At 33.2% G+C, this 25,522-nt stretch carries 31 protein-coding genes, 1 tRNA gene and 2 pseudogenes; 15 read left to right on the forward strand and 19 right to left on the reverse strand.

Going from position 1 to position 25,522, the window contains the following annotated elements:
- Positions 1–32: 32 nt before the first annotated feature.
- A complete protein-coding gene (locus ABWU33_RS07270) occupies positions 33–521 on the reverse strand; it encodes an AAA family ATPase (RefSeq protein ID WP_211907688.1) in 489 nt (162 codons plus the stop codon).
- Between the two features lie 128 nt (positions 522–649).
- On the opposite strand from ABWU33_RS07270, the gene rsfS reads away from it, so the two are divergent.
- Both rsfS and tyrS read left to right on the forward strand, forming a co-directional pair.
- Entirely contained in the window at positions 650–967 is a 318-nt protein-coding gene (gene rsfS, locus ABWU33_RS07275) for a ribosome silencing factor (RefSeq protein ID WP_007302263.1), read from the forward strand.
- 230 nt (positions 968–1,197) lie between these two features.
- Positions 1,198–2,460 carry a tyrosine--tRNA ligase gene (gene tyrS, locus ABWU33_RS07280; protein ID WP_353280685.1) on the forward strand — a complete coding sequence of 421 codons (1,263 nt, stop codon included), beginning with the start codon at positions 1,198–1,200 and terminating at the stop codon, positions 2,458–2,460.
- Between the two features lie 102 nt (positions 2,461–2,562).
- Here the strand turns inward: tyrS and ABWU33_RS07285 are convergent, their stop codons facing one another.
- A complete protein-coding gene (locus ABWU33_RS07285) occupies positions 2,563–3,315 on the reverse strand; it encodes an ankyrin repeat domain-containing protein (protein ID WP_353280686.1) in 753 nt (250 codons plus the stop codon).
- A gap of 499 nt (positions 3,316–3,814) precedes the next feature.
- On the opposite strand from ABWU33_RS07285, the pseudogene ABWU33_RS07290 reads away from it, so the two are divergent.
- Positions 3,815–4,197: pseudogene (locus ABWU33_RS07290) on the forward strand (IS4 family transposase); the annotation flags it as partial.
- A 202-nt stretch (positions 4,198–4,399) separates the two neighbouring features.
- On the opposite strand, the gene ABWU33_RS07295 reads toward ABWU33_RS07290, so the two are convergent.
- Complete coding sequence (locus ABWU33_RS07295) at positions 4,400–4,828, reverse strand: hypothetical protein (RefSeq protein ID WP_246433121.1); 429 nt, start codon at positions 4,826–4,828, stop codon at positions 4,400–4,402.
- 391 nt (positions 4,829–5,219) lie between these two features.
- Here ABWU33_RS07295 and ABWU33_RS07300 point away from each other — a divergent pair, with 391 nt between their 5' ends.
- Both ABWU33_RS07300 and ABWU33_RS07305 read left to right on the forward strand, forming a co-directional pair.
- Positions 5,220–6,239 carry an Mrp/NBP35 family ATP-binding protein gene (locus tag ABWU33_RS07300; protein WP_250120223.1) on the forward strand — a complete coding sequence of 340 codons (1,020 nt, stop codon included), beginning with the start codon at positions 5,220–5,222 and terminating at the stop codon, positions 6,237–6,239.
- Between the two features lie 149 nt (positions 6,240–6,388).
- A pseudogene (locus ABWU33_RS07305) lies at positions 6,389–6,613 on the forward strand (IS5/IS1182 family transposase); the annotation flags it as partial.
- Between the two features lie 216 nt (positions 6,614–6,829).
- Here ABWU33_RS07305 and ABWU33_RS07310 read toward each other — a convergent pair.
- Both ABWU33_RS07310 and ABWU33_RS07315 read right to left on the reverse strand, forming a co-directional pair.
- Positions 6,830–7,381: a DNA-3-methyladenine glycosylase gene (locus ABWU33_RS07310; RefSeq protein WP_012481934.1), complete on the reverse strand. Its 552-nt coding sequence runs from the start codon at positions 7,379–7,381 to the stop codon at positions 6,830–6,832.
- Between the two features lie 68 nt (positions 7,382–7,449).
- Positions 7,450–8,427 (reverse strand): hypothetical protein, encoded by a 978-nt coding sequence (locus ABWU33_RS07315; RefSeq protein WP_250120224.1) that lies wholly within the window; start codon positions 8,425–8,427, stop codon positions 7,450–7,452.
- A 157-nt stretch (positions 8,428–8,584) separates the two neighbouring features.
- Here ABWU33_RS07315 and mraY point away from each other — a divergent pair, with 157 nt between their 5' ends.
- Together mraY and ABWU33_RS07325 are read left to right on the forward strand one after the other, a co-directional pair.
- A complete protein-coding gene (gene mraY / locus ABWU33_RS07320; RefSeq protein WP_250120225.1) occupies positions 8,585–9,565 on the forward strand; it encodes a phospho-N-acetylmuramoyl-pentapeptide-transferase in 981 nt (326 codons plus the stop codon).
- Positions 9,566–9,570: 5 nt separating this feature from the next.
- A complete protein-coding gene (locus ABWU33_RS07325; RefSeq protein WP_211907682.1) occupies positions 9,571–10,164 on the forward strand; it encodes a ribonuclease HII in 594 nt (197 codons plus the stop codon).
- Between the two features lie 7 nt (positions 10,165–10,171).
- Here the strand turns inward: ABWU33_RS07325 and virB9 are convergent, their stop codons facing one another.
- From virB9 to ABWU33_RS07340, 3 genes are all read right to left on the reverse strand, one after another.
- The gene (gene virB9, locus ABWU33_RS07330) at positions 10,172–10,957 is read right to left on the reverse strand and encodes a P-type conjugative transfer protein VirB9 (RefSeq protein WP_211907681.1); all 786 of its coding nucleotides are present in this window, start codon (positions 10,955–10,957) and stop codon (positions 10,172–10,174) included.
- 516 nt (positions 10,958–11,473) lie between these two features.
- Positions 11,474–11,839: a histidine phosphotransferase family protein gene (locus ABWU33_RS07335; RefSeq protein WP_125855783.1), complete on the reverse strand. Its 366-nt coding sequence runs from the start codon at positions 11,837–11,839 to the stop codon at positions 11,474–11,476.
- The gene (locus ABWU33_RS07340) at positions 11,824–12,099 is read right to left on the reverse strand and encodes a hypothetical protein (protein WP_012481935.1); all 276 of its coding nucleotides are present in this window, start codon (positions 12,097–12,099) and stop codon (positions 11,824–11,826) included. Before ABWU33_RS07340 ends, ABWU33_RS07335 begins: the two co-directional genes overlap by 16 nt.
- 137 nt (positions 12,100–12,236) lie before the next feature.
- Between ABWU33_RS07340 and purM the strand changes: the two genes are divergently transcribed.
- Complete coding sequence (gene purM / locus ABWU33_RS07345) at positions 12,237–13,274, forward strand: phosphoribosylformylglycinamidine cyclo-ligase (RefSeq protein WP_211907680.1); 1,038 nt, start codon at positions 12,237–12,239, stop codon at positions 13,272–13,274.
- Here purM and purC read toward each other — a convergent pair.
- Entirely contained in the window at positions 13,271–13,993 is a 723-nt protein-coding gene (gene purC / locus ABWU33_RS07350) for a phosphoribosylaminoimidazolesuccinocarboxamide synthase (protein WP_353280687.1), read from the reverse strand. The genes purM and purC overlap by 4 nt on opposite strands.
- Positions 13,994–14,058: 65 nt before the next feature.
- Here purC and trmD point away from each other — a divergent pair, with 65 nt between their 5' ends.
- The 4 genes from trmD to ABWU33_RS07370 all read left to right on the forward strand — a co-directional run bounded on the left by trmD (position 14,059) and on the right by ABWU33_RS07370 (position 17,430).
- Positions 14,059–14,757 (forward strand): tRNA (guanosine(37)-N1)-methyltransferase TrmD, encoded by a 699-nt coding sequence (gene trmD, locus ABWU33_RS07355; protein ID WP_211907678.1) that lies wholly within the window; start codon positions 14,059–14,061, stop codon positions 14,755–14,757.
- The gene (gene rplS, locus ABWU33_RS07360) at positions 14,754–15,131 is read left to right on the forward strand and encodes a 50S ribosomal protein L19 (RefSeq protein WP_064085768.1); all 378 of its coding nucleotides are present in this window, start codon (positions 14,754–14,756) and stop codon (positions 15,129–15,131) included. The genes trmD and rplS overlap by 4 nt, the downstream gene beginning before the upstream one ends.
- A 254-nt stretch (positions 15,132–15,385) precedes the next feature.
- Positions 15,386–16,636, forward strand: a complete 1,251-nt coding sequence (locus ABWU33_RS07365) for a PstA family ABC transporter permease (protein ID WP_250120227.1) — start codon at positions 15,386–15,388, stop codon at positions 16,634–16,636.
- On the forward strand, positions 16,633–17,430 hold the full coding sequence (locus ABWU33_RS07370; RefSeq protein WP_211907676.1) for a phosphoribosylformylglycinamidine synthase subunit PurQ: 798 nt from the start codon (positions 16,633–16,635) through the stop codon (positions 17,428–17,430). The genes ABWU33_RS07365 and ABWU33_RS07370 overlap by 4 nt, the downstream gene beginning before the upstream one ends.
- Positions 17,431–17,543: 113 nt before the next feature.
- Here the strand turns inward: ABWU33_RS07370 and pdxH are convergent, their stop codons facing one another.
- Genes pdxH through ABWU33_RS07385 form a run of 3 tightly spaced genes read right to left on the reverse strand, consistent with a single transcriptional unit; the run spans position 17,544 to position 19,077 of the window.
- On the reverse strand, positions 17,544–18,137 hold the full coding sequence (gene pdxH, locus ABWU33_RS07375; RefSeq protein WP_211907675.1) for a pyridoxamine 5'-phosphate oxidase: 594 nt from the start codon (positions 18,135–18,137) through the stop codon (positions 17,544–17,546).
- A gap of 15 nt (positions 18,138–18,152) precedes the next feature.
- Positions 18,153–18,968, reverse strand: coding sequence for a bifunctional DNA-formamidopyrimidine glycosylase/DNA-(apurinic or apyrimidinic site) lyase (gene mutM, locus ABWU33_RS07380; RefSeq protein ID WP_029237631.1), 816 nt, complete (start codon positions 18,966–18,968; stop codon positions 18,153–18,155).
- Complete coding sequence (locus ABWU33_RS07385; RefSeq protein WP_164819321.1) at positions 18,934–19,077, reverse strand: hypothetical protein; 144 nt, start codon at positions 19,075–19,077, stop codon at positions 18,934–18,936. The genes mutM and ABWU33_RS07385 overlap by 35 nt, the downstream gene beginning before the upstream one ends.
- 19 nt (positions 19,078–19,096) lie before the next feature.
- Between ABWU33_RS07385 and ABWU33_RS07390 the strand changes: the two genes are divergently transcribed.
- Positions 19,097–19,169: transfer RNA gene (locus ABWU33_RS07390), tRNA-Thr, on the forward strand.
- A 141-nt stretch (positions 19,170–19,310) separates the two neighbouring features.
- On the opposite strand, the gene ABWU33_RS07395 is transcribed toward ABWU33_RS07390, so the two are convergent.
- From ABWU33_RS07395 to ABWU33_RS07410, 4 genes are all read right to left on the reverse strand, one after another.
- Complete coding sequence (locus ABWU33_RS07395) at positions 19,311–19,586, reverse strand: hypothetical protein (RefSeq protein WP_052264961.1); 276 nt, start codon at positions 19,584–19,586, stop codon at positions 19,311–19,313.
- Positions 19,587–19,707: 121 nt separating this feature from the next.
- Entirely contained in the window at positions 19,708–19,962 is a 255-nt protein-coding gene (locus tag ABWU33_RS07400) for a hypothetical protein (protein WP_211907674.1), read from the reverse strand.
- Between the two features lie 65 nt (positions 19,963–20,027).
- On the reverse strand, positions 20,028–20,552 hold the full coding sequence (locus ABWU33_RS07405; RefSeq protein ID WP_246433120.1) for a hypothetical protein: 525 nt from the start codon (positions 20,550–20,552) through the stop codon (positions 20,028–20,030).
- A gap of 67 nt (positions 20,553–20,619) precedes the next feature.
- Positions 20,620–21,255: a hypothetical protein gene (locus ABWU33_RS07410; protein ID WP_246433119.1), complete on the reverse strand. Its 636-nt coding sequence runs from the start codon at positions 21,253–21,255 to the stop codon at positions 20,620–20,622.
- A gap of 264 nt (positions 21,256–21,519) precedes the next feature.
- Between ABWU33_RS07410 and ABWU33_RS07415 the strand changes: the two genes are divergently transcribed.
- Positions 21,520–21,819, forward strand: coding sequence for a transposase (locus ABWU33_RS07415; RefSeq protein WP_353280344.1), 300 nt, complete (start codon positions 21,520–21,522; stop codon positions 21,817–21,819).
- A complete protein-coding gene (locus tag ABWU33_RS07420; RefSeq protein WP_353273672.1) occupies positions 21,795–22,673 on the forward strand; it encodes an IS3 family transposase in 879 nt (292 codons plus the stop codon). The genes ABWU33_RS07415 and ABWU33_RS07420 overlap by 25 nt, the downstream gene beginning before the upstream one ends.
- A 373-nt stretch (positions 22,674–23,046) precedes the next feature.
- On the opposite strand, the gene ABWU33_RS07425 is transcribed toward ABWU33_RS07420, so the two are convergent.
- The 3 genes from ABWU33_RS07425 to ABWU33_RS07435 all read right to left on the reverse strand — a co-directional run bounded on the left by ABWU33_RS07425 (position 23,047) and on the right by ABWU33_RS07435 (position 25,522).
- Entirely contained in the window at positions 23,047–24,573 is a 1,527-nt protein-coding gene (locus tag ABWU33_RS07425) for an acyl-CoA carboxylase subunit beta (protein WP_211907673.1), read from the reverse strand.
- 124 nt (positions 24,574–24,697) lie between these two features.
- On the reverse strand, positions 24,698–25,114 hold the full coding sequence (locus ABWU33_RS07430; protein WP_353280688.1) for a hypothetical protein: 417 nt from the start codon (positions 25,112–25,114) through the stop codon (positions 24,698–24,700).
- A 96-nt stretch (positions 25,115–25,210) separates the two neighbouring features.
- Positions 25,211–25,522, reverse strand: a complete 312-nt coding sequence (locus tag ABWU33_RS07435; protein ID WP_353280689.1) for a hypothetical protein — start codon at positions 25,520–25,522, stop codon at positions 25,211–25,213.

The raw sequence follows: 25,522 nt of genomic DNA on the forward strand, positions 1-25,522 counted from the left end.
ATTTTTTTTGCAACTTCTTTTGCGCTTAAGTTTTAGTTATCAATTTCAAGTGAACCTTGAGGCATAAATAGTTTCTTTCCTTTAATTCTTCTCATAGCAAAATCTGAATCAGTAATTTTTCTCTCCTGCTCTCTTTCCTTTAATTGAACGCGCTTTACTAGTTCTCCACTATTACAATATAACACCACAGGGAGAATCTCCACGTTCATTTTTTTACTTAAATTCACCACTGAGTTATATACTTTTTGATCATAGGAATCACCTTTTATCAATTCGTTTGTAAATATATAATGCTTTGATTCTATATGGTATTTTTCCAATATTGCTAACATATTCTCTCTAATCACAAAAATTTCTTCCCATATTTCACTTGTAACCTCAGCGTTTCTGAAATCAATCATATCAAATATGATATTATTAAACAGGTTATTGTCTACTATCACCCCATCAATAATATTACACAGCTCTTTTGCAATCGTAAGTTTGCCACTACCCGGAAATCCGATTAAGTAAATGATCATACCATCAGAAAACTATCATATATTACAAATATATGTATTATAAACGTTACACTAGAAACATATCAAAAATAGTTCATATTCAGAAATTTTGAGTGTATCATTACAGATAAATTATATAATTTAGAATAATGAATGGTGATACAGAATCAATAAAAAATACAATTGTAGATGTAATAGATCAAAACAAAGGTCAAGATATAGTTACTTTTGATGTACAGAATAAAACTGTCATTGCAAAATATATGATCATTGCATCCGGTGATTCGAGCCGCCATGTAAAAGCATTAGCTGAGCACGTGATGAAAAATCTCAAGCAATATGATAAAATAGATGTAGAAGGTATGGATGAAGGTAACTGGGTGATTGTGAATTTTCAAGGTATAATGGTTCACCTATTCAGGCCAGAAGTAAGAGAATATTATAAGATAGAAGAGTTATGGAATTGATTATCCAGGTAGCTGGTATACACTTGCTCAAATGTTGTAATTTTGAAGGCAACCCTTATGAAGTTGGTGGTGTCATTCCAGTGCTTGACACTGGAATCTAGAAAACTTAATCATAAACGAGCACACTATACAACATTTTTGATGAAATTTCATAATAAACTGGATTCCAGTGTCAAGCACTGGAATGACGCCATCGTTAACAACACCGTTTACACACAAAATAACATATTATGAAACATAAATCCGAGTTTTTAAACTTCATTCAAGAAAGAGGATACCTATATCAATGTACAAACATTGATAGGTTAGACCAGCTATTATCACAAGATAATTATATAATTGCATACATTGGGTTTGATTGTACGGCACCAAGTTTGCATATTGGCAGTCTCATTCAAATCATGATGCTCCGTCACCTACAAAAATTCGGTTATAAGCCAATAGTTCTACTTGGAGGTGGCACAACAAAAATTGGTGACCCATCTGGTAAAGACAAAGCAAGAAGCGTCTTGCCGATAGAAGATATCAATCAAAATATACTTGGTATAAAGAAAACCCTCAAGAAGATGATATCTTTCGATTATGGAAAAACTGGTGCAATCATAGTAAACAACGCAGATTGGTTAGATAACATAAAATATATAGACTTTTTGCGTGATATAGGGACACATTTTTCTGTAAATCGCATGTTAGGCTTTGATAGTGTGAAAATTAGGCTAGATAGGGAGCAAAATCTAAGCTTTCTCGAGTTTAATTACATGTTGTTACAAGCCTATGATTTTGTCGAGTTGAATAAAAAGTATGGCTGTCGTCTCCAGATTGGAGGGTCAGACCAATGGGGAAATATAGTAAACGGAATTGAACTTAGCAAAAAGTTAAATTTACCTGAGCTGTTTGGTCTTACCACACCTCTTTTATTAAACGCACAAGGAAAAAAGATGGGCAAAACTGAAAGTGGGGCAGTATGGCTTGATGGCAGCATGCTAAATTCCTATGACTATTGGCAATATTTTCGCAATGTTGATGATCAAGATGTTGGTCGTTTCTTGAGACTTTTCACTGATTTACCAACTGATGAAATTAAAAAACTAGAGTCCTTGAAGGATCAAGAAATAAATGAAGCAAAAAAGGTCTTGGCAACAGAAGTGACAAAAATATGTCATGGTTGCAAAGAAGCTGAACTTGCACGATCTGCTGCAATCTCTGCTTTTGAAAATGAAGATAGTTCATTGCTTTCTGGTTACACTATCACAAGAGAACAAGTTGCAAATGGCATACTCCTGATAGACTTGCTTCATGACACCGGTTTTGAACCTTCAAAAGGTGCGGCAAAGCGTTTAATACAGGGAAATGGATGTAAAGTTAATGATAATACTATAAACGATGTTAACTATACAATAAACTCTGAAAGCTTTGAAGGTCAGCCATTTATCAAATTATCTGCAGGAAAGAAACGCCATATTAAAATTTTAGTGAGTGAAGTAAGAAAGTAAATTTGTCTCTGTTCAGAAGAATAGCAAAATAAGGTAGCCAAGAAAAGACAATTATAGGGACAAATGGATATCATTGAAGCAGCTGACACTGTGGCAGAATCGCTAGATAACCCTACTATCGCTAGCAGTTTCTTGCTGTCGATTTGCTGAGATTGGTTTATCAACTTGAGTGTCAGGCTTTGACAATTTATATATAGCATTGCCAACTATTAATGCTGTTGCTGTAATTGCAACTACTACTATAACTATAGGTATTAACTCAGCTGTAATTTCTCCGGCTGTAAAAAGTGCTATAGATATAGCAGTACCTAATAATGCAGTTACTCCACTGGCAATCCACCCTTTCTTAATTGCTGGACAATTAAGATAGTATAAAGGAGTCTCTCCCCACATATCTACTACATTAACATTGACACCTCTTTCTACAAGAGCATCTATTATGGCCATACTGCGAAATAAAGCAGCATAGTGTAAAGGAGTCCTTCTCCATATATTTATTGCATTAACATTTGCACCTTGTTCTATGAGAGCGTTTGCTATGTTTATACTATCAAGATAAGTAGTATTATGTAAAGGAGTATCTCCTTTTACATCTTTTTCATTAACATTTGCCCTTTTTTCCATGAGAGCTTTCGCTATATTTTCTAGGTTAAAGGAAGCCACCAAGTGCAAAAGAGTCGCTTTTTCACCATCTTTAAACACATAATTTATATCAAAGCCAGACTTTTCCCACTCTTCATATTCCTTTGAATATCTTTTCAGCTCATTTTGTATTTTTTCAATTACGTTATCTTTGCTTAAATCTTTGTCAACATTAACTAAATTCAATAATTCGTGCCAATTTGAAATTTCCATTGCTATAACCTTACCTTTAATTTTCAATAATGTATTTAATTATATGATAAGAAGTCAATTTAAATAAATTACACATATATGGAACTTATCAGATAAATATATAATATGAACTAGATTCCAGCGGGCTTTGTTGCATCACTATCTATGAAAGGCTAACTATACAAGCAGCTTATTGAAAATCTTATTTTTTGCAATCAATCTGATTAAATTTAAGAATAGTAATTTATTGTTTGTACTAGTAAATTTAATTCTACTTAAAATAGCTAAAGCATTGAAATTCTTGAATTCTAGCTAGATTAGTGAATGATAGTAAAACTTCTTTTACTTAAATTTAGATATTTACTGACTGTCCTTACTATAAATGCTAGAATAATAAGCTATTGATATTCTACATTTTTATCTTTTATCCATCGTAGATAGAGCCCAATGGCGTCAACTTAAGGAAAGATGTTAAGGAGTAAAATACTGTAAAAAATAGGACCTTTGGTTTCTATTTTATTTCAATAAAGAAGATATCAGTAAAGCTTATCTGTTAAGGTGTCACATAGAGGAGTGCTATAAACGACTCAAAGTAGAAGGAGAATTAGAGAATTTTTCTGGGATAAATTTAGAAACAAGAATTTTGTGCAAACTTGGTCATGTGCAATACTTCATATGTGTGATGCACAAGAGCCTTGGAACCCAGATCAAATTGCTGAGTATCGTTTAAATTTTTCAGTTTTATTTGGTGTAATGAGACAGAAACTTTATCAGGTGCTTGTTGGAACCAAAAAATTTCCAAGCCCTTTTTAAGTATACGCACTAAAGTTAACGTGAAGATTGTATAGCTGCAATAAAGTAGATAAGCCTAAACGCCATCATGCCTTTAGGAGAGCTTGCTAATTTATTCTCTTAAGTTAACGCCATTGCCTGAACAGATACATAAAAAAGTAGTACTTGCAAGAAAGAGTTACTTAAGAAATTAACTAACTTTGCTATTTTCTCTAACATACCTAGAAGAAATAGATACATTATCTAATGCAGTTCTAATACTAGCATTGTTCTCATTAACAACTACAGCTAGCTTAAAAGCATTCAAAGTATATTAACCATATAGAAACAGTACAGTACTTACTGCAGTAAGTGTATCTTGTAGCATAGCACTATTTTGAACTCGTGTTAAAATAGAATCGACACATTTATTATTACCTTTATACATAGCAAAGGCAAGTGGTTTAATGACATACGTCACTCCTGTAAGCTGCACAATATCTTTAGAAGTAAGGATATTTCGCAGTGTATCACTATTTTGAGCTCGTATAAAAATAGAATTGATACACTTGTTATTGCCTTTATATATAGCAAAGTTAAGTGGCGTTAAAGTATACGCTATAATATTTAAATACTGTACAATATTTCTAGAAGCAAGGATATCTTGTAATATACCATTTTCCTGGGCTTTTGTTAAAATAACATCAACATATCTTTCCTTGTTGTAATGTATGGCAAAGCCAAGCGATGTTAAGTTGTACATCAAACCATCTTGATAATTTATAATATTTGGAGCAGTAAGAATATCTTGTAGTATACCACTGTTTTGAGCTTGTTCTAAAATAGAATTAACACATTCATTATTGTCTCTATGTATAGCTAGGCTAAGCAGTGTTAAAGTGCGTCCTCCACCTGTTGGAAATCGTGTAGTATATCAAGTGATAAGAACTTTTAGTAAATCATTTCCTGAAACTGCTTCCAAGATATCGCTGATGCTCCTTCCATTCCATATGGATCTTTTTAGCTGAAAATACAAATCTTTTTGTTTTCGTGTTAAATTTTGATGATTTAGCATATTCTTGTAACCTCGTTTTAAAGTCAGTGCAGTTTAATTATTCTATGTTAGTATACACCAATAGAAAAAATTTCATCATATGTTCTGGAAAAAATTTACACAGGTTAATGAGGAAACCGTAAGAGAGAGCCTAAAAAAGGTTATAGAGAAGAAAAGTGGTAAGAATGTTGGTGTAGTATCCTCAATTATTATTAAAGGTAAAGATGTTGCTTTTGCTCTTGAAGTTACTGAGCCAAATGAAGAATTAAGAAAAAATTGTGAGCAAGCTGTTAAGGCGATACCGGGAGTAGGAAAGGTTACTGTAGTTGCTACTGGTCAAAAACAAGCTAGGCAACAAAAAGCTAAACTTCATATCGAAGGAGTGAAAAATATAATTGTCGTTGCTTCTGGTAAGGGAGGTGTGGGTAAGTCGACAGTTGCACTAAATCTAGCTCTTTCGTTAGCAGAATTAAAACATAAAGTTGCGCTAGTTGATGCAGATATATATGGTCCTTCGATTCCTAAAATGTTGGGCACTGAGAAATTGAAACCAGAAATACAGAGTGGTAAAGCAATGCCTATAGAGAAACATGGTCTCTATACTATTTCAATTGGCTATTTTATTGATAAGGACCGCGCAGCAATATGGCGTGGACCTATGATCACAAAAGCACTTTACAATTTGCTAATGGGAACAAGGTGGTCTGATATAGAATATTTAATCATTGATACACCGCCTGGCACTGGCGATGTACATTTAAGTCTGATGGAGAATTTTAGTTTAACTGGAGCAATAATAGTTTCAACTCCACAGGAGCTTGCTTTAGTCGATGCACAAAAAATTTATGATATGTTCACAAAGCTCAGCGTGCCAATTATCGGCATTGTGGAAAATATGAGCTATTTTGTTCAAGATAATTCAAAAATACACATATTTGGAAAAGGTGGTGCAAAAAAAATGTCTGAAGAGCTGGGAGTCAAACTCTTGAGCAGAGTTCCTCTAGATCCGCAAATATGTAGTGCTTCTGATTGTGGAAATCCTTCAATACTAAGTGAGGATTTAGTAAGGATTTATGAAGGCATTGCTAAAGATGTTAGGTCTTTTGTATGCAGTCTATAAAGTTTTTTTAAACTACTTTTAAAATAGGTAGAATGTAATTTTAGGTGAATAAAATATTTCAAATGGCAGCAGCTACCTCGTATCTGAGCAGACAATAGACTTCTTGGATAACTTAAGAAACAAGTAGTAGAAGCAATATTAGGGAAGGTATAAATTTTGAGCAGGTAAGTAAACTTGATGAAGAGAAGCTTCGAAGACTAAGAGGAGTAAAAAGAAAAACATTGGAAAAATAATAGAAATTTTAATAGAGGAAGAGGCCAAGAAAAAGGCAAGAGGAGGAAAAACAAATATATTTATTAATAGCACTCGAATATTTGTGTAAATACCGTACATATTTCCATATAGCGCAAAGCTATGGAATAAGTGAAAGTTCTTGCTAACGGCTGAATAGAAGATGCATTGATAAAACATCGAGATTTCAGGAAGATAAAGAGCTATTAAAGTTAAATAGGAGTATGCAAAAGTTTTATAAAAAGGGAATGTTCAACTCCCCCATAGAAGATCAAAAAATATCCTTAGGTTATCCAAGAAGTCTATTGTTGGTAAACATAAAAGGCTATTTGCCTTTTTATCTAGTTTATGCAGGAGGTCTAATATTTATTGTTGAGTGTGATTTTAGGCATGTCTGCTAAAACGCAACTTTTAAATCGCCAAAATTTCTCCTTGCCTTTACTAATTCCGATTCTTGGAGTGCACACATAATCTGGTTTGAGGTGATATTCATAGAGACAAAATTCATGACTTATAGTAAGGTCTTGTTTATTATGTTCTTTTGTAATGTTTAATTTTTTGCACAGTATGCCTGGCCCGCCTAAATTTGCTTCAAGCGGTTCAGTGAGCTTTAATCCTCGTATTAACACTGCTGCTGGGAATCCTTCTGCTTCTGTTACAATATTTAGACAATAGTACATTCCATATATAAAATATACGTACGAAAACCCTGGCGTACCAAACATTACTGAGGTTCGATTAGTATAGCCTCTTGCTGCATGACAAGCTGGGTCATCCATTCCTATATACGCTTCAACTTCAGTTATTATTCCACTAAAATTAGAAAATTTCAGCATCTTCCCTAGCAGCTCCCCAGCTACGGTTAAAGTTGGCCGTTCATAGAAATTTCTTGGTAATATTGTGTTATTCATCATAGAAGTACAAGTTACTTACATTTGTAAGCAAGTTATACTATTTTTGCTTTTTCTTATTTATTTAGTCAAGAGCATCTCTGAGAAGTAGAAGTTGGTGTTGTTGTCACATTTGTTACATCTGTTGAAGGCTGCTGTAAAACCTTGACTGATTCAGAGCTCTTTTGTTGCAATTGCGGTACTAACTCTTCATATAAAGATTTTGGCTCACGTCTCTTACCTATTTTGACTTCTTTATTTGCACGCAACTGCTCTGCAGTAACACCGTTGCCTTCAAGGAGAGTTACACCATTCTTACCATCAATGTTAACTTTAATTTTGCATTCTCTTTCATCAACATACCACTTTAAAGTCATTTCATATAACCCACTAATTATTTCATAAACTCTTTCCTCATTATCACTATCATTATTAATATAGCAACATGCCCCTCTCTTTTTTTCTTGATTAGGATGACAAAATGTAATTGTTCTTACACCATACTCTTTACATATACTACCGCCTAGAAGTTTAGCTATATCTACTCCTTCTTTATTGGCATGTAGCACAACTCTCACGGTGGGGTAAACAATATTACCTTCCCTTTTGCCTTCTTTTATCATTATGGACTCTATGGTATATACCTTCGATATCTCTGCCTTAATTTGGTCAGCAATCTTGCCTACAATCTCTTTACCATGATAGTGAGATTCTCCTTTCTTCGGAGAAAAAGGTTCTTTGTTTGTAGTATTAGTGAAAGGATCATTCTGTAAATCAAAGAATTTATCCCATTCTTCATCACTGTCTAATTTGATATATCCACGCTTGTTCTTGCCTGATACTGCATTCTGAATACTAGACGATCCTTCTGTTACAGTTGTACCAGAGCTATTGCTTTTACCTTTTAGAAGAACAAGATGCTCTTCTGACCTTTCTTCCTTACTCAACTTTGAAGCTGCATCACCAAAAGAAGGTTTCTCTACTATATGCGTGTAAGAATTTTTAACTCTACTCTCATTATCAGGTACTGTAGTAGCCCACAAAAGCTTTTTAATATAATCTAACATATGCCACCTCTTACCATTAACTAAATGTCAGTATGCAAACTTTGCTATAACTAATCAATAACTAAATTTACTCCAAATAAAATGAGCTGATAAAAAGGTATAAATTGAGATTAGGTAAAGCTTTTGGTATAATATCTAGTTAATTTTGAATAGGCAGGTGACCTCAGCTACAAAGACGTTTTTTATCTCATTTATTTTTGGGTTTATTCTCTTTCCCTATTTTATAAAACTTCTAAAAAAGATAAGTAAAGATGGACAACCAATCAGATCATATGGACCAGAAAGTCATTTAATAACAAAAAAGAATATACCACCTATGGGTGGAGTAATAATACTAACTTCTGCTTTATTACCAATCCTGCTTTGGACTCAATTAACACCAGAAATTTCATTGCTGGTATTTATAACTCTATTTTTTGCTCTACTTGGATTTATTGATGACTATTTAAAATTGAAGACAAATCACCACCGAGGTTTAAGTGCAAAAACCAAAATACTTATTCAGTTTGTCGTTACTCTGGTCTGTATGTTTATACTTAAGCTACAATCTGCTGAAGGTTTTACAAAAATTTCTCTATTTAGAGAAGTAGCAATCGACCTTGGCTATCTATATCTTCCGTTTGCTGCATTTGTAATTGTCGGCTCTTCTAATGCTGTGAATCTTACAGATGGCCTAGATGGCCTTGCTGCAACTCAAGCCATTACTTCCTTTGCTTTTTTGGGGCTAATTGCATACATAACTCAGGCAGATGTAAACATTACTTTATTCTGCATTGCATTTATAGGAGCTATTTTAAGTTTCTTGTGGTTTAACACACATCCAGCAAAAATATTTATGGGTGATGTTGGAAGCCTATCAATCGGTGCAGCTTTAGGACTCACTAGTGTTCTAATTAAAAAAGAAATGCTTTTTGCCGTTATTGGAATAATCTTTGTAATAGAGACTTTATCTGTGATTATTCAGGTATCATATTTTAAATATACAAAATTTAGATATGGAGCAGGAAGAAGAATTTTCCTTATGACACCAATACATCATCACTTTGAAAAGAAAGGGTGGTCAGAAAATACAATAGTTATAAAATTTTGGATAATTTCTATCGTTTGTTCGATTTTTGCTTTAACTTTCTTATTATAGGAACTATGAAATATCCAGATTTCACATTAGAAAATACATTATCAGGAATTATAGCAGGAGTAGATGAAGTTGGAAGAGGTCCGCTTGCCGGTCCAGTGATATCTGCAGCTGTAATATTTACTGATAGAGATACGGTTATTGATGGAATAAACGACTCAAAAAAGCTAACCCCTAAGTGTAGGCAAGTTCTATACGAAAAAATAACGTCTGTTGCAAAATTTGGTATAGGAATGGCAAGTGTAGAGGAAATAGACTCATACAATATCTTGCAAGCAACAAAGCTTTCAATGAAACGTGCGCTGGTAAATTTAGATTTAGAACTAGATTATGTGTTAGTTGATGGTAACCAACCACTTGAAGTGAAATGGCAAACAAAGTCTGTAGTGAATGGTGATAGTTTAAGTATATCAATTGCAGCCGCTTCAATCGTTGCAAAAGTTACAAGAGATCGACTTATGGAAGAATTGCATAATAAACATCCTCAATATAATTGGTATAAAAATAAAGGATATGGAACAAAAGAACACCTCAGCGCTATTGGCCTTCATGGAATTACGAAGCACCATAGAAAGAATTTTGCACCTATAAGAATACTATAGCCTTTAATCACTTACCTTTTTTGAAAGGTATGTTTTCATTAAACAGGCAGACTGTACTTGATCCGTTTCTTAAGGTAAATACCGAGTTTACTCTTTCAATTATCAGGTAGTCATCAACTGTACGAAAATTTATCAAGGACTCATATCCTGCAGAATCAACCATAAAAACTGCCGGGAAATCAGAGTTTATTTTATTAAATTGTAGATATGTAAATTTTCCGTCATCAAAAACCTTAATTGGTATTATTGATTGACTGCCTTTAACGTGCGATATGGAATAGTTAAAATTCAAGCCTTTCTTTATAACCTCAATATCACTTATATCAGGGATAGTGGTATAACTAGCTTGCTCTAGAATATCACCGTTACTCGTTGAATAAATTTCATCACTGTTGAACAGTGGATAAAGAAACCTTACTTCATATGCTAACCTTGGATCATCTAGCCCGTTTGCTTCTTCAGCATGAAATTCGAAATAATAAACTCTTTTATTGGTAATTATAGTTGCATTAGTATCGGCAATATCATCTATAGGCTTAATAAATAATCTATTACCTTGAGGAAGGAGTTGCCAACCGGTTGCATCACCCATTGAAAGACTCTCTATTACCTCCCCTGGCTCAAACAATATGCTGGATTGATAACCATAAAAGCCCGTGTACTTATGTATAGCCTGTGGATTATAATTCATTACCTTTATGTGATTATCACCAGCTATTGGTCTTGGTTCCTGTTTTGCAAGTGCATAACCACTACAAAAAAATAATAGTGCAACAAAGAGTACCCTAATCATAGTATCAAAATAAACTGATCTTTATTTTATCATTGATAGACATGTACTGCAACTATCAAACTATCCCAGTAGTAAGCGACAGAAAATGCAAGCTTCATAATAATTCATTACTGCAGGAAAAAATTCTTTAAACATTATTTTCATATATGTTAAAATGAGTTGTGAGGTAAATTAGGGAGTGTTAAATAAACCATACGCGTCAAGTTAAGGAAAAGTGGTATAAGGAAGAAAGGAAACGAAAAAAAACTATTTTATATATTAAGTAATAAAGTTATTAATTTATAGATTATTCTAGATAAGAACTCCCTAAAAAAATAAATGTAACAAATAAAATGCCCATCTCAAATGTTGCTATATTTCACGATATTTCCTTAACTTGACGCGTATGGTTTATTTAACACTTCCTGCAAATTAACTACAGATTTTATGTCTAAGTTACTCCACAAAATTTTTCCTTTCCTTATCCAAGATTCAAATTTATAGTATCGATTCCTTTTTATGAAATATGAAGCCATCTCAAGTTATAGTTAAGCCTATATTCAGTGAATTACTTTCACAAGTGCAATTGATTTTAGTGTTATACTGTTCTAACAGTAAAGAAGTCATATAGATAATAATGTCTTTTGTATCCAAACGAATATCATTTTTTTTTGTTAATTTGCTCACTAATAATGTACTTATTGATTTATGTTCATTTACTACTTTTATAGTGAGTAGTGTTTTATCTTCTGTTTTAGTCAGTAAAATAGACACTAATTCAATTTGTGCCACTGCACTGATTATAGTTATCACCATATTGGAAATTATCTTATTTATTTTTTCAATTAAGTTTTCTGTAGGACATTCACTTACTCTCCACTGAAGCTTTACTTTTTTTTTAATAAATAATTTTCTATATTGGATTTAGTCTTAACAAAGCTGCAATTATCTGATGAATGAGAATACGCTTGCTTCATAACTTTGTATTTATATATTAAATCATCGGAGCTTTCTTTAAGCAATGACAATGCTTCGTTTTGCATATTAGGGTTGTTTTCTTCAAGCTCTTCCAATCCACCCACTATTCCTTGCATAGAACTAGCAAAATCATGAAGAATTCGTCCTGATAGGCATTCTGTTATTAACATTATGTTTTTATTCATTGGATAAAAGTATAAATGATTTAAGTTAACCCTATATTGGTAGGCACGTAGTAGTCAATTTAAGAGAAAGTTTCGTTGCGCTTTTTGTGTCAAAGCATTAATGTAGTATTAATAATTATAAGATTTATGAAGGCGTTATGAATACTTATGCTAAATCTGGAATAGACCTTAAACTATATAACGAACTAATAAAAAAAGTTAAACCTATTATTGAAAAGACTAAAGGAGAAGAAGTAATTAGTGAAGTAGGATCATTTTCCGCATTGTTTGACTTTTCTTCGCTGAGTAAGAAATACGACCATCCAGTACTTGTTTCCTCAACTGATGGAGTGGGCACAAAACTATTAATAGCTCAAGAGGTGAATAAGCATGATACTATAGGTATAGACTTAGTTGCAATGTGTGTAAATGATTTACTTGCACAAGGAGCAACACCTTTATTTTTCCTTGATTACTTTGCAACAGGCGTTTTAAACAAAAACGTTTTATTGTCTGTAATCCAGGGCATTGCAGAAGGGTGCAAGGAATCTAAAATAGCATTAGTTGGTGGAGAAACTGCAGAAATGCCTGGAATGTATGGTAACAATCACTATGACCTTGCAGGGTTTGTGGTTGGTGTTGTTGATCGAAAGCAAATTCTTCCAAACTGTAGTATAATGAAAGCAGGTGACTGTGTAGTTGGTTTAGAATCAAATGGAATTCACTCAAATGGATTTTCTTTGGTGCGCCATATTTTTAAAAGCTTAGGTATAAATTATAATGATATATCTCCATGGAATAATAAATCTTGGGGTGAAATATTACTTAAGCCAACAAAGATATATGTTGATTCTTTGTTGCCTATTATGCTAAAGGTAAAAGGCATTGCGCATATAACAGGTGGCGGGTTAATAGACAATATTCCAAGAATTCTCTCAGGAAATTTATTTGTAGACATAAATATTAATTCTTGGAAATGGCCAGATATATTTTTATGGCTGAAAGAAGAAGGCAAAATAGAAAAGAGAGAAATGTTAAAAACATTTAATTGCGGCATAGGTATAGTACTGATTGTAGATCCCGAGAATATGAAGGATGTGGAAAGTCATTTCCAAAAGCGTGGAGAAAAAATTGAGATTATTGGAAAACTTGATGAGGCATGTAACCCTCCACTTGATAGAGTAGTATTTAGTTAGTCTAACTTTACTGACAGTCTTTTTGCAACTTCTGAGTATGCTTCCTTTAAGTTTCCTAGATTTAAACGGAAAACATCTTTGTCTAGCTTTTTATGCGTATTTTTATCCCATAGCCTACAATTATCAGGGCTGATTTCATCGGCTAAAATGATTTTAGTGCTGTTGTTTATCAATTTACCAAATTCTAACTTGAGATCAACTAAATATATATTTGCATTTGAAAATAGGTCGACTAAGATTTTGTTGATCTTTAAAGTTGTAGTTTTAACTTCTTCCATTTCTTTATGGGATAACCAACCAAAATATAGTATGTGATTTTCATTCACCATTGGGTCGGCTAGGTCATCATTTTTGTAAAAAAACTCGATTATAGGAGATGTAAGTGTCTCACCTTCTTTGATATTAAAACGTTTGCAAAAGCTGCCAGCTGCAATGTTTCTAACCACTATCTCAAGAGGTATTATCTTGAGTTTTTTGACTAGCTGTTCTCTTTCGTTTAGAGTGTTTATAAAGTGCGTGCTAATTCCTGCTTCTTCAAGCTTTTCCATGATAAAAGCACTAACATGATTATTAATTATTCCTTTGCCCTCAATAATTTCATATTTTTCCTTGTTGAACGCTGTAACATCATCTTTAAAGTGCTGTATGACATTTAACGAGTCTTCAGTTGCTATAATGGATTTTGCTTTACCTTCGTAAATGATTTTATTCGGTGACATGATTAATTTAGCTGTATACTATAAGATAATATCAAATTGCTGCTTAGTTTACTACAAATTTGCTAATGACGTTTAGTGTTACAGTGTTAACCATATTTCCAGAAATGTTCCCCGGGTTTTTGAACTATTCTCTTGCCGGAAAAGCGTTAGAAAAAAAAATATGGAACCTTGAAGTAATAAATATTCGTTCTTTTGCAAAAGATAAACATTCAACTGTGGATGATGTTCCATATGGAGGTGGAGCAGGGATGGTTATGCGCCCAGATGTGATTGGTAATGCAGTTGATAATGTGCTTTCTGCTCATAAAAATACTAGATTTATTTATATGACTCCATCTGGTACAAAATTTAATCAGAGCATTGCAAAGGAGCTAACAGAAATTCCTCATGTAACAATATTGTGTGGTCGATTTGAAGGTGTTGACCAAAGAGTAATTGATGTGTATACTCCTTATGAGTTAAGTATTGGAGATTATATACTTTCGGGAGGTGAGCCAGCTGCAATGGTGGTTCTTGATGCATGTATTAGGCTTCTTCCAGGTGTAGTAAATAATTTCGATAGCGTTGCTGAAGAAAGTTTTAGTTATAGTGGTGGTATGCTTGAATATCCTCAATATACTAGGCCTGAGCAGTGGAGTAGGTACAAAGTTCCTGAGGTTCTGTTGTCTGGCAATCACAGAAAAATAAGTGATTGGAGAAGGGAACAGTCATATGTTAGAACAAAGGAACGTCGACCTGAATTGTTGAATGGAGATGATAAATGACAAACTTACTTGAAAAATTTAACGAACAACAAATACAAAGATTAGCCAAAGAGATGCCAGCTTTTTGTCCTGGCGATGATTTGAAGGTCACTTTTAAGGTAGTTGATAGTACGGGTGAGCGTATACAGATATTTGAGGGCGTATGTATATCAAAAAGAAATCGTGGATTACACTCTTCTTTTTCAGTTAGAAAGGTAAGTCATGGAGAAAGTATAGTATCACAATTTTTTGTTTACTCTCCTGCATTAATTTCAGTACAAGTGATAAGAAAGGGAAAGGTCCGTAGAGCAAAATTATATTATCTGTGCAAGCTATTTGGAAAAGCTGCAAGGATCAAAGAACGTACTACTTATGTTAAAAAAAAATCTAAGTAGATACAATAGGGAGTGATGTCAATTGTATCATCTCAAAACTCTCTCTTATTATCCCAGTGTGTGACGCACAACTGTACGTTTGCCTCCCGCTGTGGTGTCATCCCAATGTTTGACACTGGGATCCAGATTCTCCTTTTGGTTTGTGCTTTCATGAGAAATATAAAAATTATTTGCAGGCAAAGCCTGCTAGATCTCAGTGTCAAGCACTGGAAAAAGGGGAAAGTTTTTTCAAATCCTCATATAAAGAAAAGTAAATGAGTATAAAGAAAAACTTCCTTAAGTTACTTCAATCTAAGCGCGTACATGCTCGTGTAAAAAGAAAAAATAAAAAGAACAGCATTTTATGCTTTTGCTCTTTTACATCACTGATTGTCTCAGTTGGGTGTCCTATATGTATATTACTAAGTATATTAGTTAACTCTTATAGTGCTTTAACAGTAACGAAAATTTTATTGCCAGTTGAAATAAATGCTGATCTTACTTTAACAAATAATCCTAGTGATTTGCGGTATAAGTCCATTGGCTTACTCAACGATTCTTTACGTAAGGTGTTTAAAGAAACTGATTTTAAAGACAGTGACGAAATTTTAAGTCGTAATTCTTACAAAGAACTAGAGAAATTTTTTCGTAAGAAAGTGAAAGATAGTGGTGAATATGAGATCTGGTTTACCGCATCGAGTGTGATCAATTCACTATATAAAAATAAATGTTTGAATGATCATTATGCTAAATTACTTGATTGGTTAAAAGAGAAGGGAAGAGTAAGAAAATTTTTTAATAAGTCTCTGTTTCTTAAGTCTGATTCTCGTGAGCCTGAGAATGCAGGGATTTTAGGGGCATTTATCGGTTCATTAATGACAATTATAGTATGTTTAGCGTTGGCATTGCCAATAGGAATTATGTCAGGTATCTGTCTTTATGAATTTATGCCTAGAAATAGGCTAATAACCAGTATTGTAGAAATTAGCATGAATAACCTTGCTGCAGTGCCTTCGATAATATTTGGTGTGGTAGGACTGACTCTCTACTTGGGCATATTTGGTTTACCCCGTTCTTCACCGCTTGTTGGCGGGATGACTCTTTCATTTATGATGCTGCCTAATATTATTATTGCAACAAAAAATGCCTTTACAAACGTTCCTATTGCAATAAAAGATGCAGCGTTTGCGCTAGGTGCACCTCACATCAAGGTGATATTGGATCACTCTTTACCGATTGCGTTGCCACGGATAATACATGGTGCAGTGCTTGCAATTGCAAGGATTTTAGGCGAATCCTCCCCTTTACTTATGATAGGCATGGTAGCATTTATTGCTGATACACCTACATCCTTCTTCGATCCGGCAACTGTTTTACCTGTACAAATATACATATGGTCAAGTAGTCCTGAAATTGCATTTATTGAGCTTGCTGCCATTGCAATTATAGCTTTATTGTTAATGCTATTTGCTTTGAATTTAATAGCAAATTTTGTAAAAAGAAAGTTCGAGTTTTTTGATTCATGAAAATTACAATCCTATCTGGTTATGGCTTAAATTGCGAAAAAGAAACTGCATTTGCATTTATGGAATGCAGCAGAAAGCTTGGTATTAATAATATTGAAGTAAAAATCGTTCACATTAATGATATTATAGATAATCCAAGTGAACTGAAATTAAGTAATATACTTGCAATTCCAGGAGGTTTTTCCTATGGTGATGATACTGGCGCTGGTAATGCATTTGCTTTGCGTATAAAAAACAACTTGTTAGACGAATTTCAAAATTTCTTATCTCAGGATAAGCTTATTATAGGGATATGTAATGGTTGCCAGATATTAGTAAAATTAGTTCCAGAATTCTCTAATCTAGCTTTAACCTCTAATGATATAGGTAATTACCAATGTCGTTGGATTAGAGTGAGAGTTAATCCGCAGAGTAGTTCTGTTTGGCTACGGGGCCTGAGTGAGCTATATCTTCCTGTTGCTCATGGAGAAGGCAGGTTTTTTATGGATCAAGATATTTTAAATCAATTGATTGAAAATAATTCCGTTGCACTGCGTTACGTTGATGAAAATGGTGACTATGCAAATTTACAATTTCCTTACAATCCAAACGGATCTATATACGACCTGGCAGCTTTGTCAGACAAAAGTGGTAGAGTTTTAGCTTTAATGCCTCACCCAGAGAGAGGAATATTTTTTACTCAGCAGGATAACTGGCCTCTTGAAAAAGAAAAATGTAAACGTTCAGGAGTGGCTATGCCAAAATATGGTAATGGAATGCTCATATTTGAGAATGCACTAAAATATTTTGCGTAAGTATTACAATACGTTACATACAACAAGTTTTTAAGCCATAAAAAGTTACTTGATCAGGTCCTGTTATGACAATAAATCCTTATCTTTGATCTGCAGAGTAGCTTTCTCTAACGTTAGGGATATAATTGCTCCACTTTCCAAGTGCTTTTCTCAACAAGAGTATATCTAAATCTAGTGTGTCTCCTATATTCACCTTCTTGCCAAAATTCAATTACCTTTGGGATTACGCAAAATCCCACCCAAAAGTCAGGACGAGAAACTTGTGTATTGTGAAATTCTTTCTCTTTCAATTCTATAGCCTGCTCAAAATCTTGCCAATTTTTCAGAACTCTTGATTGTTTTGAGCACCACGCGCTAATTTGACTATCACGTGCTCGAGAAGAGAAATATTCGTCAGCCTTTTTGCCGCTTAGAAGCATAACTTCTCCTTCAATTCGTACTTGTCTAGAAAATTCTGTCCAATGAAATACGAGTGCAGCTTTGGGGTTCTCAGTCAATTCTTTTCCTTTTCTACTGTTTACGTTAGTAAAGAACACAAAACCTTCTTTACTATATTCCTTTAGTAATACCACTCTTGCAGATGGAATGCAGTCTTTGCTACACGTTGCTAGCGTCATTGCAGTTGGCTCTTTACACGGAGAATTAAGTACTTCTTGATACCACTTTGAAAACAAATCAAAAGGATCTTTTTCAGGTGAGAGTGTCATATGCAAAAATAAAATTTAATTCTGACATGCATTGCAAAAATAAGTGCTACGACCATTTTGTCGTATAAGTGTTATGATATTGTTGCAGATTCTGCAAGGTTTTTGCACTTTACCATATACGTAAAAGTTATTTTGAAAGTATCCAGCAGATCCAGATGGTTGTGCATAATCTTTCAGTGTTGAACCACCAGCAGCAATTGCATCACTCAGAGTATTTTTTATTTCGATAGCAAGTTTTTCGCACTCTATATATGTTAAATCTTGTGCTAGCCTAAGTGGTGATATGCGAGCTCTAAATAAGCTCTCAGAAGCATATATGTTACCTACGCCAACTATTAGCTTATTATTCATTAATACTGATTTGATATTTGCTTTTCTGTTCTTTAGCAACTTCTGTAAATAATGTCCGTCAAATTCATCTGTGAGGGGTTCTATTCCTAGGTTATTAAAAAAATTTAGTTCTTGCTCTCTGTTTAAAACAATCACTAATCCAAACCTTCTTGGGTCATTAAAGATTAGTGAAGTGTTGTCAGAAAATAAGAATATCACATGATCATGTTTGTTCTGTGCTTGATTGTCTTCAGCATATATAAGCTTTCCGCTCATGCCAAGGTGTATGATTACAGCCATACTAGCATCTATATTCGAGATTATATATTTACCTCTACGCTTGATATCATTTATAACTTTGCCCTTTAGCAAATCATCAATATTCTTCGTTATTGGTACACGCAAATTACAATTATTGACTGTCACATTGCTTATTTTCTTATTTTTGATTTTATCAAATAAGAAGTTAGAGATTACTTCCACTTCTGGGAGTTCTGGCATCTTGTCTACTCTGCTGCTGTTTTTTTCTTTTTAGAATATTTTGCTTTAAAGCTTTTGCCAATCTTTTTCTCTCTTCTTCTTTTTCCTTATTTTTTTTCATGTTATTCATTATCATAATACGTGAACTTGCCGTTGTAGCTCAGGTGGTAGAGTACGTCATTGGTAATGACGAGGTCCCAAGTTCGAATCTTGGTAACGGCAGTTTAGAGGACGATATTCATAAAGTCAATCCTCTAGATGCTAATTAGATTATAGAAAAACATCTAGTAAATACCTTTTATACACTACCATTAAGCTGCTTTTTCAGTATTACTATTCAATAATACCTGCCGTAATTTTTCTTTAGAAAATCCATGCATTAAAAGAAATTGTATAATCCTTTGCCAAAAATCCCTCACAATATACTGAAGGATTATTAAAACTTACGTTGGCAGGGTTAAACCTGTTACCATAACTTCCCCCACCACAAATATTTTCATAACAACACTGCTTACAATCGTCAGGCCTGTTTTCCATATCACTCAAAAAGTTATTAAAAAATTTATCTGATAAGAACTTAGCCCAACTAGTATTGCTTATGTTATATTCAACAAACTTATGAGGGACACATGTTCTCAAATCATCTAGTGGGCCGAGATTACCATTATTGGAAACACATATTAACGGTAATACAAAAGGGCTTCTCTTGCCAAATCCCTCAACTCTTGAATAATTACCGTAAAATAGCTCTAATGAAAAGTTATATAGAAATTTCTCTATCCTTTTTATGATAGTTCTCAGTCAGGTCTTCTTTTATCTTATCTGCCCAGCATATATTACCATGCCCTCCACCATCTCTATCAAACTGACAATGGCTACTGTGATTATTTCTACCATGAAAATTATCTGAAAGCTTCTCTATTCTTTTAAGTATAATACTACTACTAACTTGACCAATATTAACGCTAAGACGCTCTAATAATAAATCCACTTGTTTTTCTTTGTCATTTACCATAATTACTTTGCTTTAAAATAGCAAAGTTTAGGTTTACTATAGCTTTTGTCAAGAGTTTATTTGAGCTATTTATATATTGGAATGCTACTCGTCATTTTATTTGCTTTCAAATGTATAACTTTCGGTATCTTGTTTTCAAGGACTTTTAACTTAATATTACCACTATTAAGATCAATACTATAGCATTTTAGTTCTTGACCATCCTTGAGTCTCATATTATGGCAATCACTACCTAATTTAACCCCACGTATCTTTTGTAGCTCTAGACTTCTGGTTAAGTTAAAGCATATATCACTATACTTATCAGTATCTTGGAAAGTTAAATTTTTATTCAGTAATCTACTGGGTAATAAACTGAGAAGTATGCTAGAATCTCCTATAGAGGCTATGATATCTTTTATAAAGGACTCTGATAAGTAATGTTTTAAATGACTTGCAAATAAGTCAACATTAAAATTAACTTGCTTTGAAGTCGCTTCATTTATTATTCTATTTATAACATTTAATAAGTTATATTCTCCATTACTAATCTCATTTAATTTCTCATCAATTATCATTGCAAGAATAAAACCTCTGTTATAGCTCAACATGCTTATGTTTTTATCAAGTAAATGTTTTTTGCCTACCTTTTCAAAATTAATATCAAGTACTAAGGAGTTAAAATATTTTTTTTAAAATAGTATTAATTATTTCTAAATATTCATCTTTATTAATAAGTTTCGTGTCAAGTAAGGTTTTCACTCCATAAAATTCCGTAAATCCTTCAAAAAACCACTTATATTTTATTTCATTTTTCTTATCGTTGTCTTGCTCTATTATATGTCCTATATATCTGTGAATTAATTCATGTGATATCACTCTAGTATAATCTTTGATATTTTTTTTTAAGCTTCCCTCAATAATTACATAGTCCTTTCCTGCAGCACCTGTAGTTCTACTAAGATTGGGATTATCAACAAGTACTATATTATACGGCTTACTTTCTAGTATGAATAAGTTATCTTGAGCTAAGATAATTTTATTAATAATATTTACAAGACTGATACTATTATGAGCATTGGTATAAAGCTTATTTCTTTTATCAAGATCAAAACTTCTAAAATTGTCAGTTCTAATAATTTTTTCTATATTATCAAAAGGTTTTCTAAAAGGTAAAAAATCAGGTAAGTTTTTTAAATGTGATGAAGAGTTATCTAAAGCAATAGCAGAATGCATATACTGAACGTATATAAGGAAAAAACAAATAATATAATTTAATAGACTGTGTACATTTTTAAGCTTAATGTTTGCCATAAATAAAACAGGACATTGAAGAAGTGTAAGTAATTACGATTAAGCAAATATAATTTATTGCTAAGTAGGTGATAAGGATAATTTTAATTATCTCTTTAAAACTTTACTCTTCCCATATTATTGAACACCTTATAATAAAGACTGAGAAGAAAGTTATAAAGGATTCCATATTCTTATCATCATAGTGACCTTACCCAGAAAAAGTAGACAGAAAGTTAAGACGTTTTTGAAGTAAAATAAAACGTTTTTTCAAAGAGGTGTGGTATGACAAAAAGAAAAGAATATACAGCAGAATTCAAAATTGAAGCTATAAGACTAGTAAAAGAAACAGGTCAATCATCAGCAAAAATAGCAAGAGATTTGGGTATTAGCGGTGATTCATTAAGCAGATGGGTAAAAACATACAATGATAGAATGTCTGGAGTAGATGCGTTTCCAGGAAAAGGGAAAGTAGCTCATTGTGACAAAGAAAAGTTTTATTTAAAGAAAGAGCTGGCAAGAGTAACGAGGGAAAGAGACATTTTAAAAAAAGCCCTGGGATATTTTGCAAACCAAAAAGAGTAAAATATTCTTTTATAAAAGAACATGAAAACTGCTATAAAATACGGGAATTATGCAGATTTTTGAACGTATCTGCTTGTGGTTATTATAAATGGATTACTAAGGAAAAAAACAACAAAAAATCAATAAGAGAAGAGCTCATACAAGATATTCAGAAGGTATATCGAGCATCACAATGCAGATACGGAGCTCCTAAAATTCACGCTGAATTAAAGGCTTTAGGTAAAAATTATAACATCAAAACAGTGCAAAATGTTATGCAGAAAAATGGCATTCAAGCTAAGCTTAGACGAAAGTTTAAAAGTAAAAAACCACAAATAGACAATAGAGTTATAACTCCTAACATATTAAATCAGAATTTCATCGCTGATCAACCTAACAAGATATGGGTAACTGATATTACGTACATAAAAACTAATGAAGGATGGTTATATTTGGCAGCAATAATAGATTTATATTCACGCATGGTGATTGGCTGGTCAATGAGTAATGCAGTAAATAGGCAATTAGTTATAGATGCGTTATTCATGGCTATTGGTAGGCGCAAATCTGCTAAAAATCTACTATTTCATAGCGATCAAGGATCGCAATACACCTCTAAAAATTATCAATTTTTACTAAGTACAAAAAATATTACTTCTAGTATGAGTCACAAAGGTTGTTGTTATGATAATGCTGTTTCAGAGAGCTTTTTTAGTTCACTTAAGAGAGAGTTACTCATTGATACTTCACAACACTCTGCACAACAAGCTAAAACCGCAATATTTGAATATATAGAAATTTTTTATAATAAACAGCGTAGACATTCTACTATTAACTATTGCATTCCTGAGCTTTTTGATTCATCATTCTCATAGCAAAAACGTCTTAACTTTCTGTCTACTTTTTCTGGGTAAGGTCAGAAAAAAAGATTAGAAAAAAATGCAGTGCACATACGACAGAAATTAAGTATGTGTGTATGCACCCACATACGCTGAAGAGGATACGCTACATTTTTGTATGAGTTCGATTGTTTAATAAAAAAAGTCTGCAGACAAAGATAAATTTTTGAGCTCTAAAAATATCTCTAATTGTAATTATAATCAGATTTAAAACACGCGGAAGTAAATTTTAGCTAAGGTAAGAATATATTGTAGAAAAAAGAACCCAAAAGTTAGCGTTATTGGTAATCCAAGCGCTAGTCTTGGTGTAACGGCACTGTAGACCTTACAATAAAGACTGAGAGGAAAGTTACAAAGGAAGATTATCATGCTTCTTCCATATTCTTTCTACTTTCTTGTTTTTAAGTAGCTCTAATGCTTTATGAAAGTGATGCCTTGTTTTACTTGGCACTATAATGTCATCAATGTATCCATGTGATGCAGCAAAAAATGGATTAGCAAATTTCTCTTTATATTCTTTGATTAACGTTTGCTGGTCTTTTTCATGCCTAAATATAATTTCAACTGCACTTTCAGGGCCCATTACAGCTATCTCAGCGGTTGGCCAAGCATAATTTATATCACCTTTTAAATGCTTTGAGTTCATAACAATATATGCACCACCATACGCTTTTCTAGTGATAAGGCTAATTTTCGGCACGGTCGCTTCAGCGTAAGCGTAAAGCAGTTTCGCTCCGTGTTGTATTATATTATTGTATTCTTGATTCGTGCCAGGTAAAAACCCTGGAACATCAATAAGTGTGATGATGGGAATGTTAAATGCGTCACAAAATCTTACAAACCTTGCAGCTTTTCTTGAAGAGTCAATATCCAAGCATCCTGCAAGGTGCATAGGTTGATTTGCAACAACACCAATAGTATTTCCTCCAATTCTGCCAAAGCCAATTATGATGTTACGAGCAAAATCGGGTTTTAGTTCAAAAAATTTCCTTTCATCACACACCTTTTCAATGAGTTCATACATATCATAAGGAGTATTAGGATTACTAGGAACTAGAGTGTTCAAAGATTCATCAACATCATCAATTAAGTCGCAGATCGGTACAGTTTTTGGCAACTCTTGATTATTTGCTGGCAAAAAGGTGAAGAATTTTCGCATTTCTAGTAGCATTTCAACTTCATTATTGAATGCAAAATCTGTTACTCCTGTTTTGCTCGTATGAATTTTTGCTCCACCGAGATCTTCGTGGCTTACGTTTTCGTATGTAACCTTTTTTACTACATCTGGTCCGGTTATAAACATGTATGAGCTATTTTTTACCATGAAAATAAAATCGGTTAGCGCTGGAGAGTAAACTGCACCGCCAGCACATGGGCCCATGATTAGAGAGATTTGTGGTATAACGCCTGATGCATTTACATTCCTTTGAAAAATTTCTCCGTAACCAGCAAGGGAATTTACTCCTTCTTGGATTCTGGCTCCACCAGAATCGTTTAGTCCGATAATTGGAATCCTGGCATTAATTGCCATATCCATAATTTTGCATATTTTTTTTGCATGTGATGCACCAAGTGATCCACCAAAGACAGTGAAATCCTGAGAATAAACAAAAACTTTTCTGCCATAAATAGTACCATGGCCAATTACAACTCCATCACCTAAAAAATCAGCATTTTGCATGCCAAAATCAGTTGCGTGATGCTTCACAAACTTATCATACTCTTGAAATGAATTTTCATCGAGCAATATACTCAACCTTTCTCTAGCGGTTAGCTTTCCTTTTTCATGTTGCTTGTTAACTCTATCAGGACCTCCTCCTTTTTCGGCTTCTAATGTTTTGATCTTTAGAGTTTCTAGTATTTCAGAGTCTTGCATGTAGTAAAATAACTTTCAAATTGGTTGTAAACTTTATTGAGCTTACAAATCCTATTGATTATACACATACACCGTTGCTGCATGCAACGGTGTATGTGTACGATAATTAATGCGCTAGCAATTTCTATTTAATATTCTGAGAATGCTGAGACTCACTAACATTCTGTGCACTTGCACTTGTTACACCTATTGATGGATTAATTGTTATAACTTCTCTTTCAATTCCTTGTAAGTTTGAAGCCAATGAGACCAATTTTGCTAGAGTCATGTCATTATATTTATCCATCTTCTTATTCTCATAATAGCCAATTTTTATTTTTACAGCTTTGTTTTCCTCGAAGTCCTCAGGACTTATATTATCACTTAAATCAGTACAAAATACGTTACCATTTTCACTAATATTTAAAGCAATACTGCAATCTCTATCACCCACTTTCCAGTTAAATTTAATTATACAAGACTCATTTAGTATTTGATAAAGCCTTACACCATCATCACTTTGTGAAACACGCACCAACCTTTTATCTTCTGGAGATACCAATGTAAAAGCTCCAATTTTTGGATTACTATCCTTTAAGGCTTTACCAGGAAATGAGTTATCAAATTTTAACTCACCTCTGCCTTCTTTTAACGATACCTATGCAGTAAATGATTTATCTTCTTTTCCTCTCAACCTCACATCTATAGAATCATTACCTGTATATTCAGCAATTCCTTTTCGAATTACACTCAGAAATTTCTTAGTTTCTTCATCATTGTCACTCAAAAAAAGCTCCTTATTTGCATGTGACCGGGATGGATCATTGAGATTCTCCAATGCTTTAGCTAAAGTTATATAGTTATATATACGTGTCCTGTTGTTATAAGGTGTCCCTAATTTATAAATTTGAGGAGTTAATTGAGCAACTTGATCGAAATTCATTATTAAAGTTTCATTTGCATTATGCAT

Origin of the sequence: Wolbachia endosymbiont (group B) of Cyclophora punctaria (assembly GCF_964028235.1) — a bacterium.
In the GTDB taxonomy this organism is placed as follows: Bacteria; Pseudomonadota; Alphaproteobacteria; order Rickettsiales; family Anaplasmataceae; genus Wolbachia.

Excerpts from the sequence above, each read along its gene's own strand:
- ABWU33_RS07270 (WP_211907688.1), bottom strand. The coding sequence starts at position 521 with ATGATCATTTACTTAATCGGATTTCCGGGTAGTGGCAAACTTACGATT.
- rsfS (WP_007302263.1), top strand. The coding sequence starts at position 650 with ATGAATGGTGATACAGAATCAATAAAAAATACAATTGTAGATGTAATA.
- tyrS (WP_353280685.1), top strand. The coding sequence starts at position 1,198 with ATGAAACATAAATCCGAGTTTTTAAACTTCATTCAAGAAAGAGGATAC.
- ABWU33_RS07285 (WP_353280686.1), bottom strand. The coding sequence starts at position 3,315 with ATGGAAATTTCAAATTGGCACGAATTATTGAATTTAGTTAATGTTGAC.
- ABWU33_RS07295 (WP_246433121.1), bottom strand. The coding sequence starts at position 4,828 with ATGTACAACTTAACATCGCTTGGCTTTGCCATACATTACAACAAGGAA.
- ABWU33_RS07300 (WP_250120223.1), top strand. The coding sequence starts at position 5,220 with ATGTTCTGGAAAAAATTTACACAGGTTAATGAGGAAACCGTAAGAGAG.
- ABWU33_RS07310 (WP_012481934.1), bottom strand. The coding sequence starts at position 7,381 with ATGAATAACACAATATTACCAAGAAATTTCTATGAACGGCCAACTTTA.
- ABWU33_RS07315 (WP_250120224.1), bottom strand. The coding sequence starts at position 8,427 with ATGTTAGATTATATTAAAAAGCTTTTGTGGGCTACTACAGTACCTGAT.
- ABWU33_RS07325 (WP_211907682.1), top strand. The coding sequence starts at position 9,571 with ATGAAATATCCAGATTTCACATTAGAAAATACATTATCAGGAATTATA.
- virB9 (WP_211907681.1), bottom strand. The coding sequence starts at position 10,957 with ATGATTAGGGTACTCTTTGTTGCACTATTATTTTTTTGTAGTGGTTAT.
- ABWU33_RS07340 (WP_012481935.1), bottom strand. The coding sequence starts at position 12,099 with ATGAATAAAAACATAATGTTAATAACAGAATGCCTATCAGGACGAATT.
- purM (WP_211907680.1), top strand. The coding sequence starts at position 12,237 with ATGAATACTTATGCTAAATCTGGAATAGACCTTAAACTATATAACGAA.
- purC (WP_353280687.1), bottom strand. The coding sequence starts at position 13,993 with ATGTCACCGAATAAAATCATTTACGAAGGTAAAGCAAAATCCATTATA.
- trmD (WP_211907678.1), top strand. The coding sequence starts at position 14,059 with ATGACGTTTAGTGTTACAGTGTTAACCATATTTCCAGAAATGTTCCCC.
- rplS (WP_064085768.1), top strand. The coding sequence starts at position 14,754 with ATGACAAACTTACTTGAAAAATTTAACGAACAACAAATACAAAGATTA.
- ABWU33_RS07365 (WP_250120227.1), top strand. The coding sequence starts at position 15,386 with ATGAGTATAAAGAAAAACTTCCTTAAGTTACTTCAATCTAAGCGCGTA.
- ABWU33_RS07370 (WP_211907676.1), top strand. The coding sequence starts at position 16,633 with ATGAAAATTACAATCCTATCTGGTTATGGCTTAAATTGCGAAAAAGAA.
- pdxH (WP_211907675.1), bottom strand. The coding sequence starts at position 18,137 with ATGACACTCTCACCTGAAAAAGATCCTTTTGATTTGTTTTCAAAGTGG.
- mutM (WP_029237631.1), bottom strand. The coding sequence starts at position 18,968 with ATGCCAGAACTCCCAGAAGTGGAAGTAATCTCTAACTTCTTATTTGAT.
- ABWU33_RS07385 (WP_164819321.1), bottom strand. The coding sequence starts at position 19,077 with ATGAATAACATGAAAAAAAATAAGGAAAAAGAAGAAGAGAGAAAAAGA.
- ABWU33_RS07400 (WP_211907674.1), bottom strand. The coding sequence starts at position 19,962 with ATGGTAAATGACAAAGAAAAACAAGTGGATTTATTATTAGAGCGTCTT.
- ABWU33_RS07405 (WP_246433120.1), bottom strand. The coding sequence starts at position 20,552 with ATGTTGAGCTATAACAGAGGTTTTATTCTTGCAATGATAATTGATGAG.
- ABWU33_RS07410 (WP_246433119.1), bottom strand. The coding sequence starts at position 21,255 with ATGGCAAACATTAAGCTTAAAAATGTACACAGTCTATTAAATTATATT.
- ABWU33_RS07415 (WP_353280344.1), top strand. The coding sequence starts at position 21,520 with ATGACAAAAAGAAAAGAATATACAGCAGAATTCAAAATTGAAGCTATA.
- ABWU33_RS07425 (WP_211907673.1), bottom strand. The coding sequence starts at position 24,573 with ATGCAAGACTCTGAAATACTAGAAACTCTAAAGATCAAAACATTAGAA.
- ABWU33_RS07435 (WP_353280689.1), bottom strand. The coding sequence starts at position 25,522 with ATGCATAATGCAAATGAAACTTTAATAATGAATTTCGATCAAGTTGCT.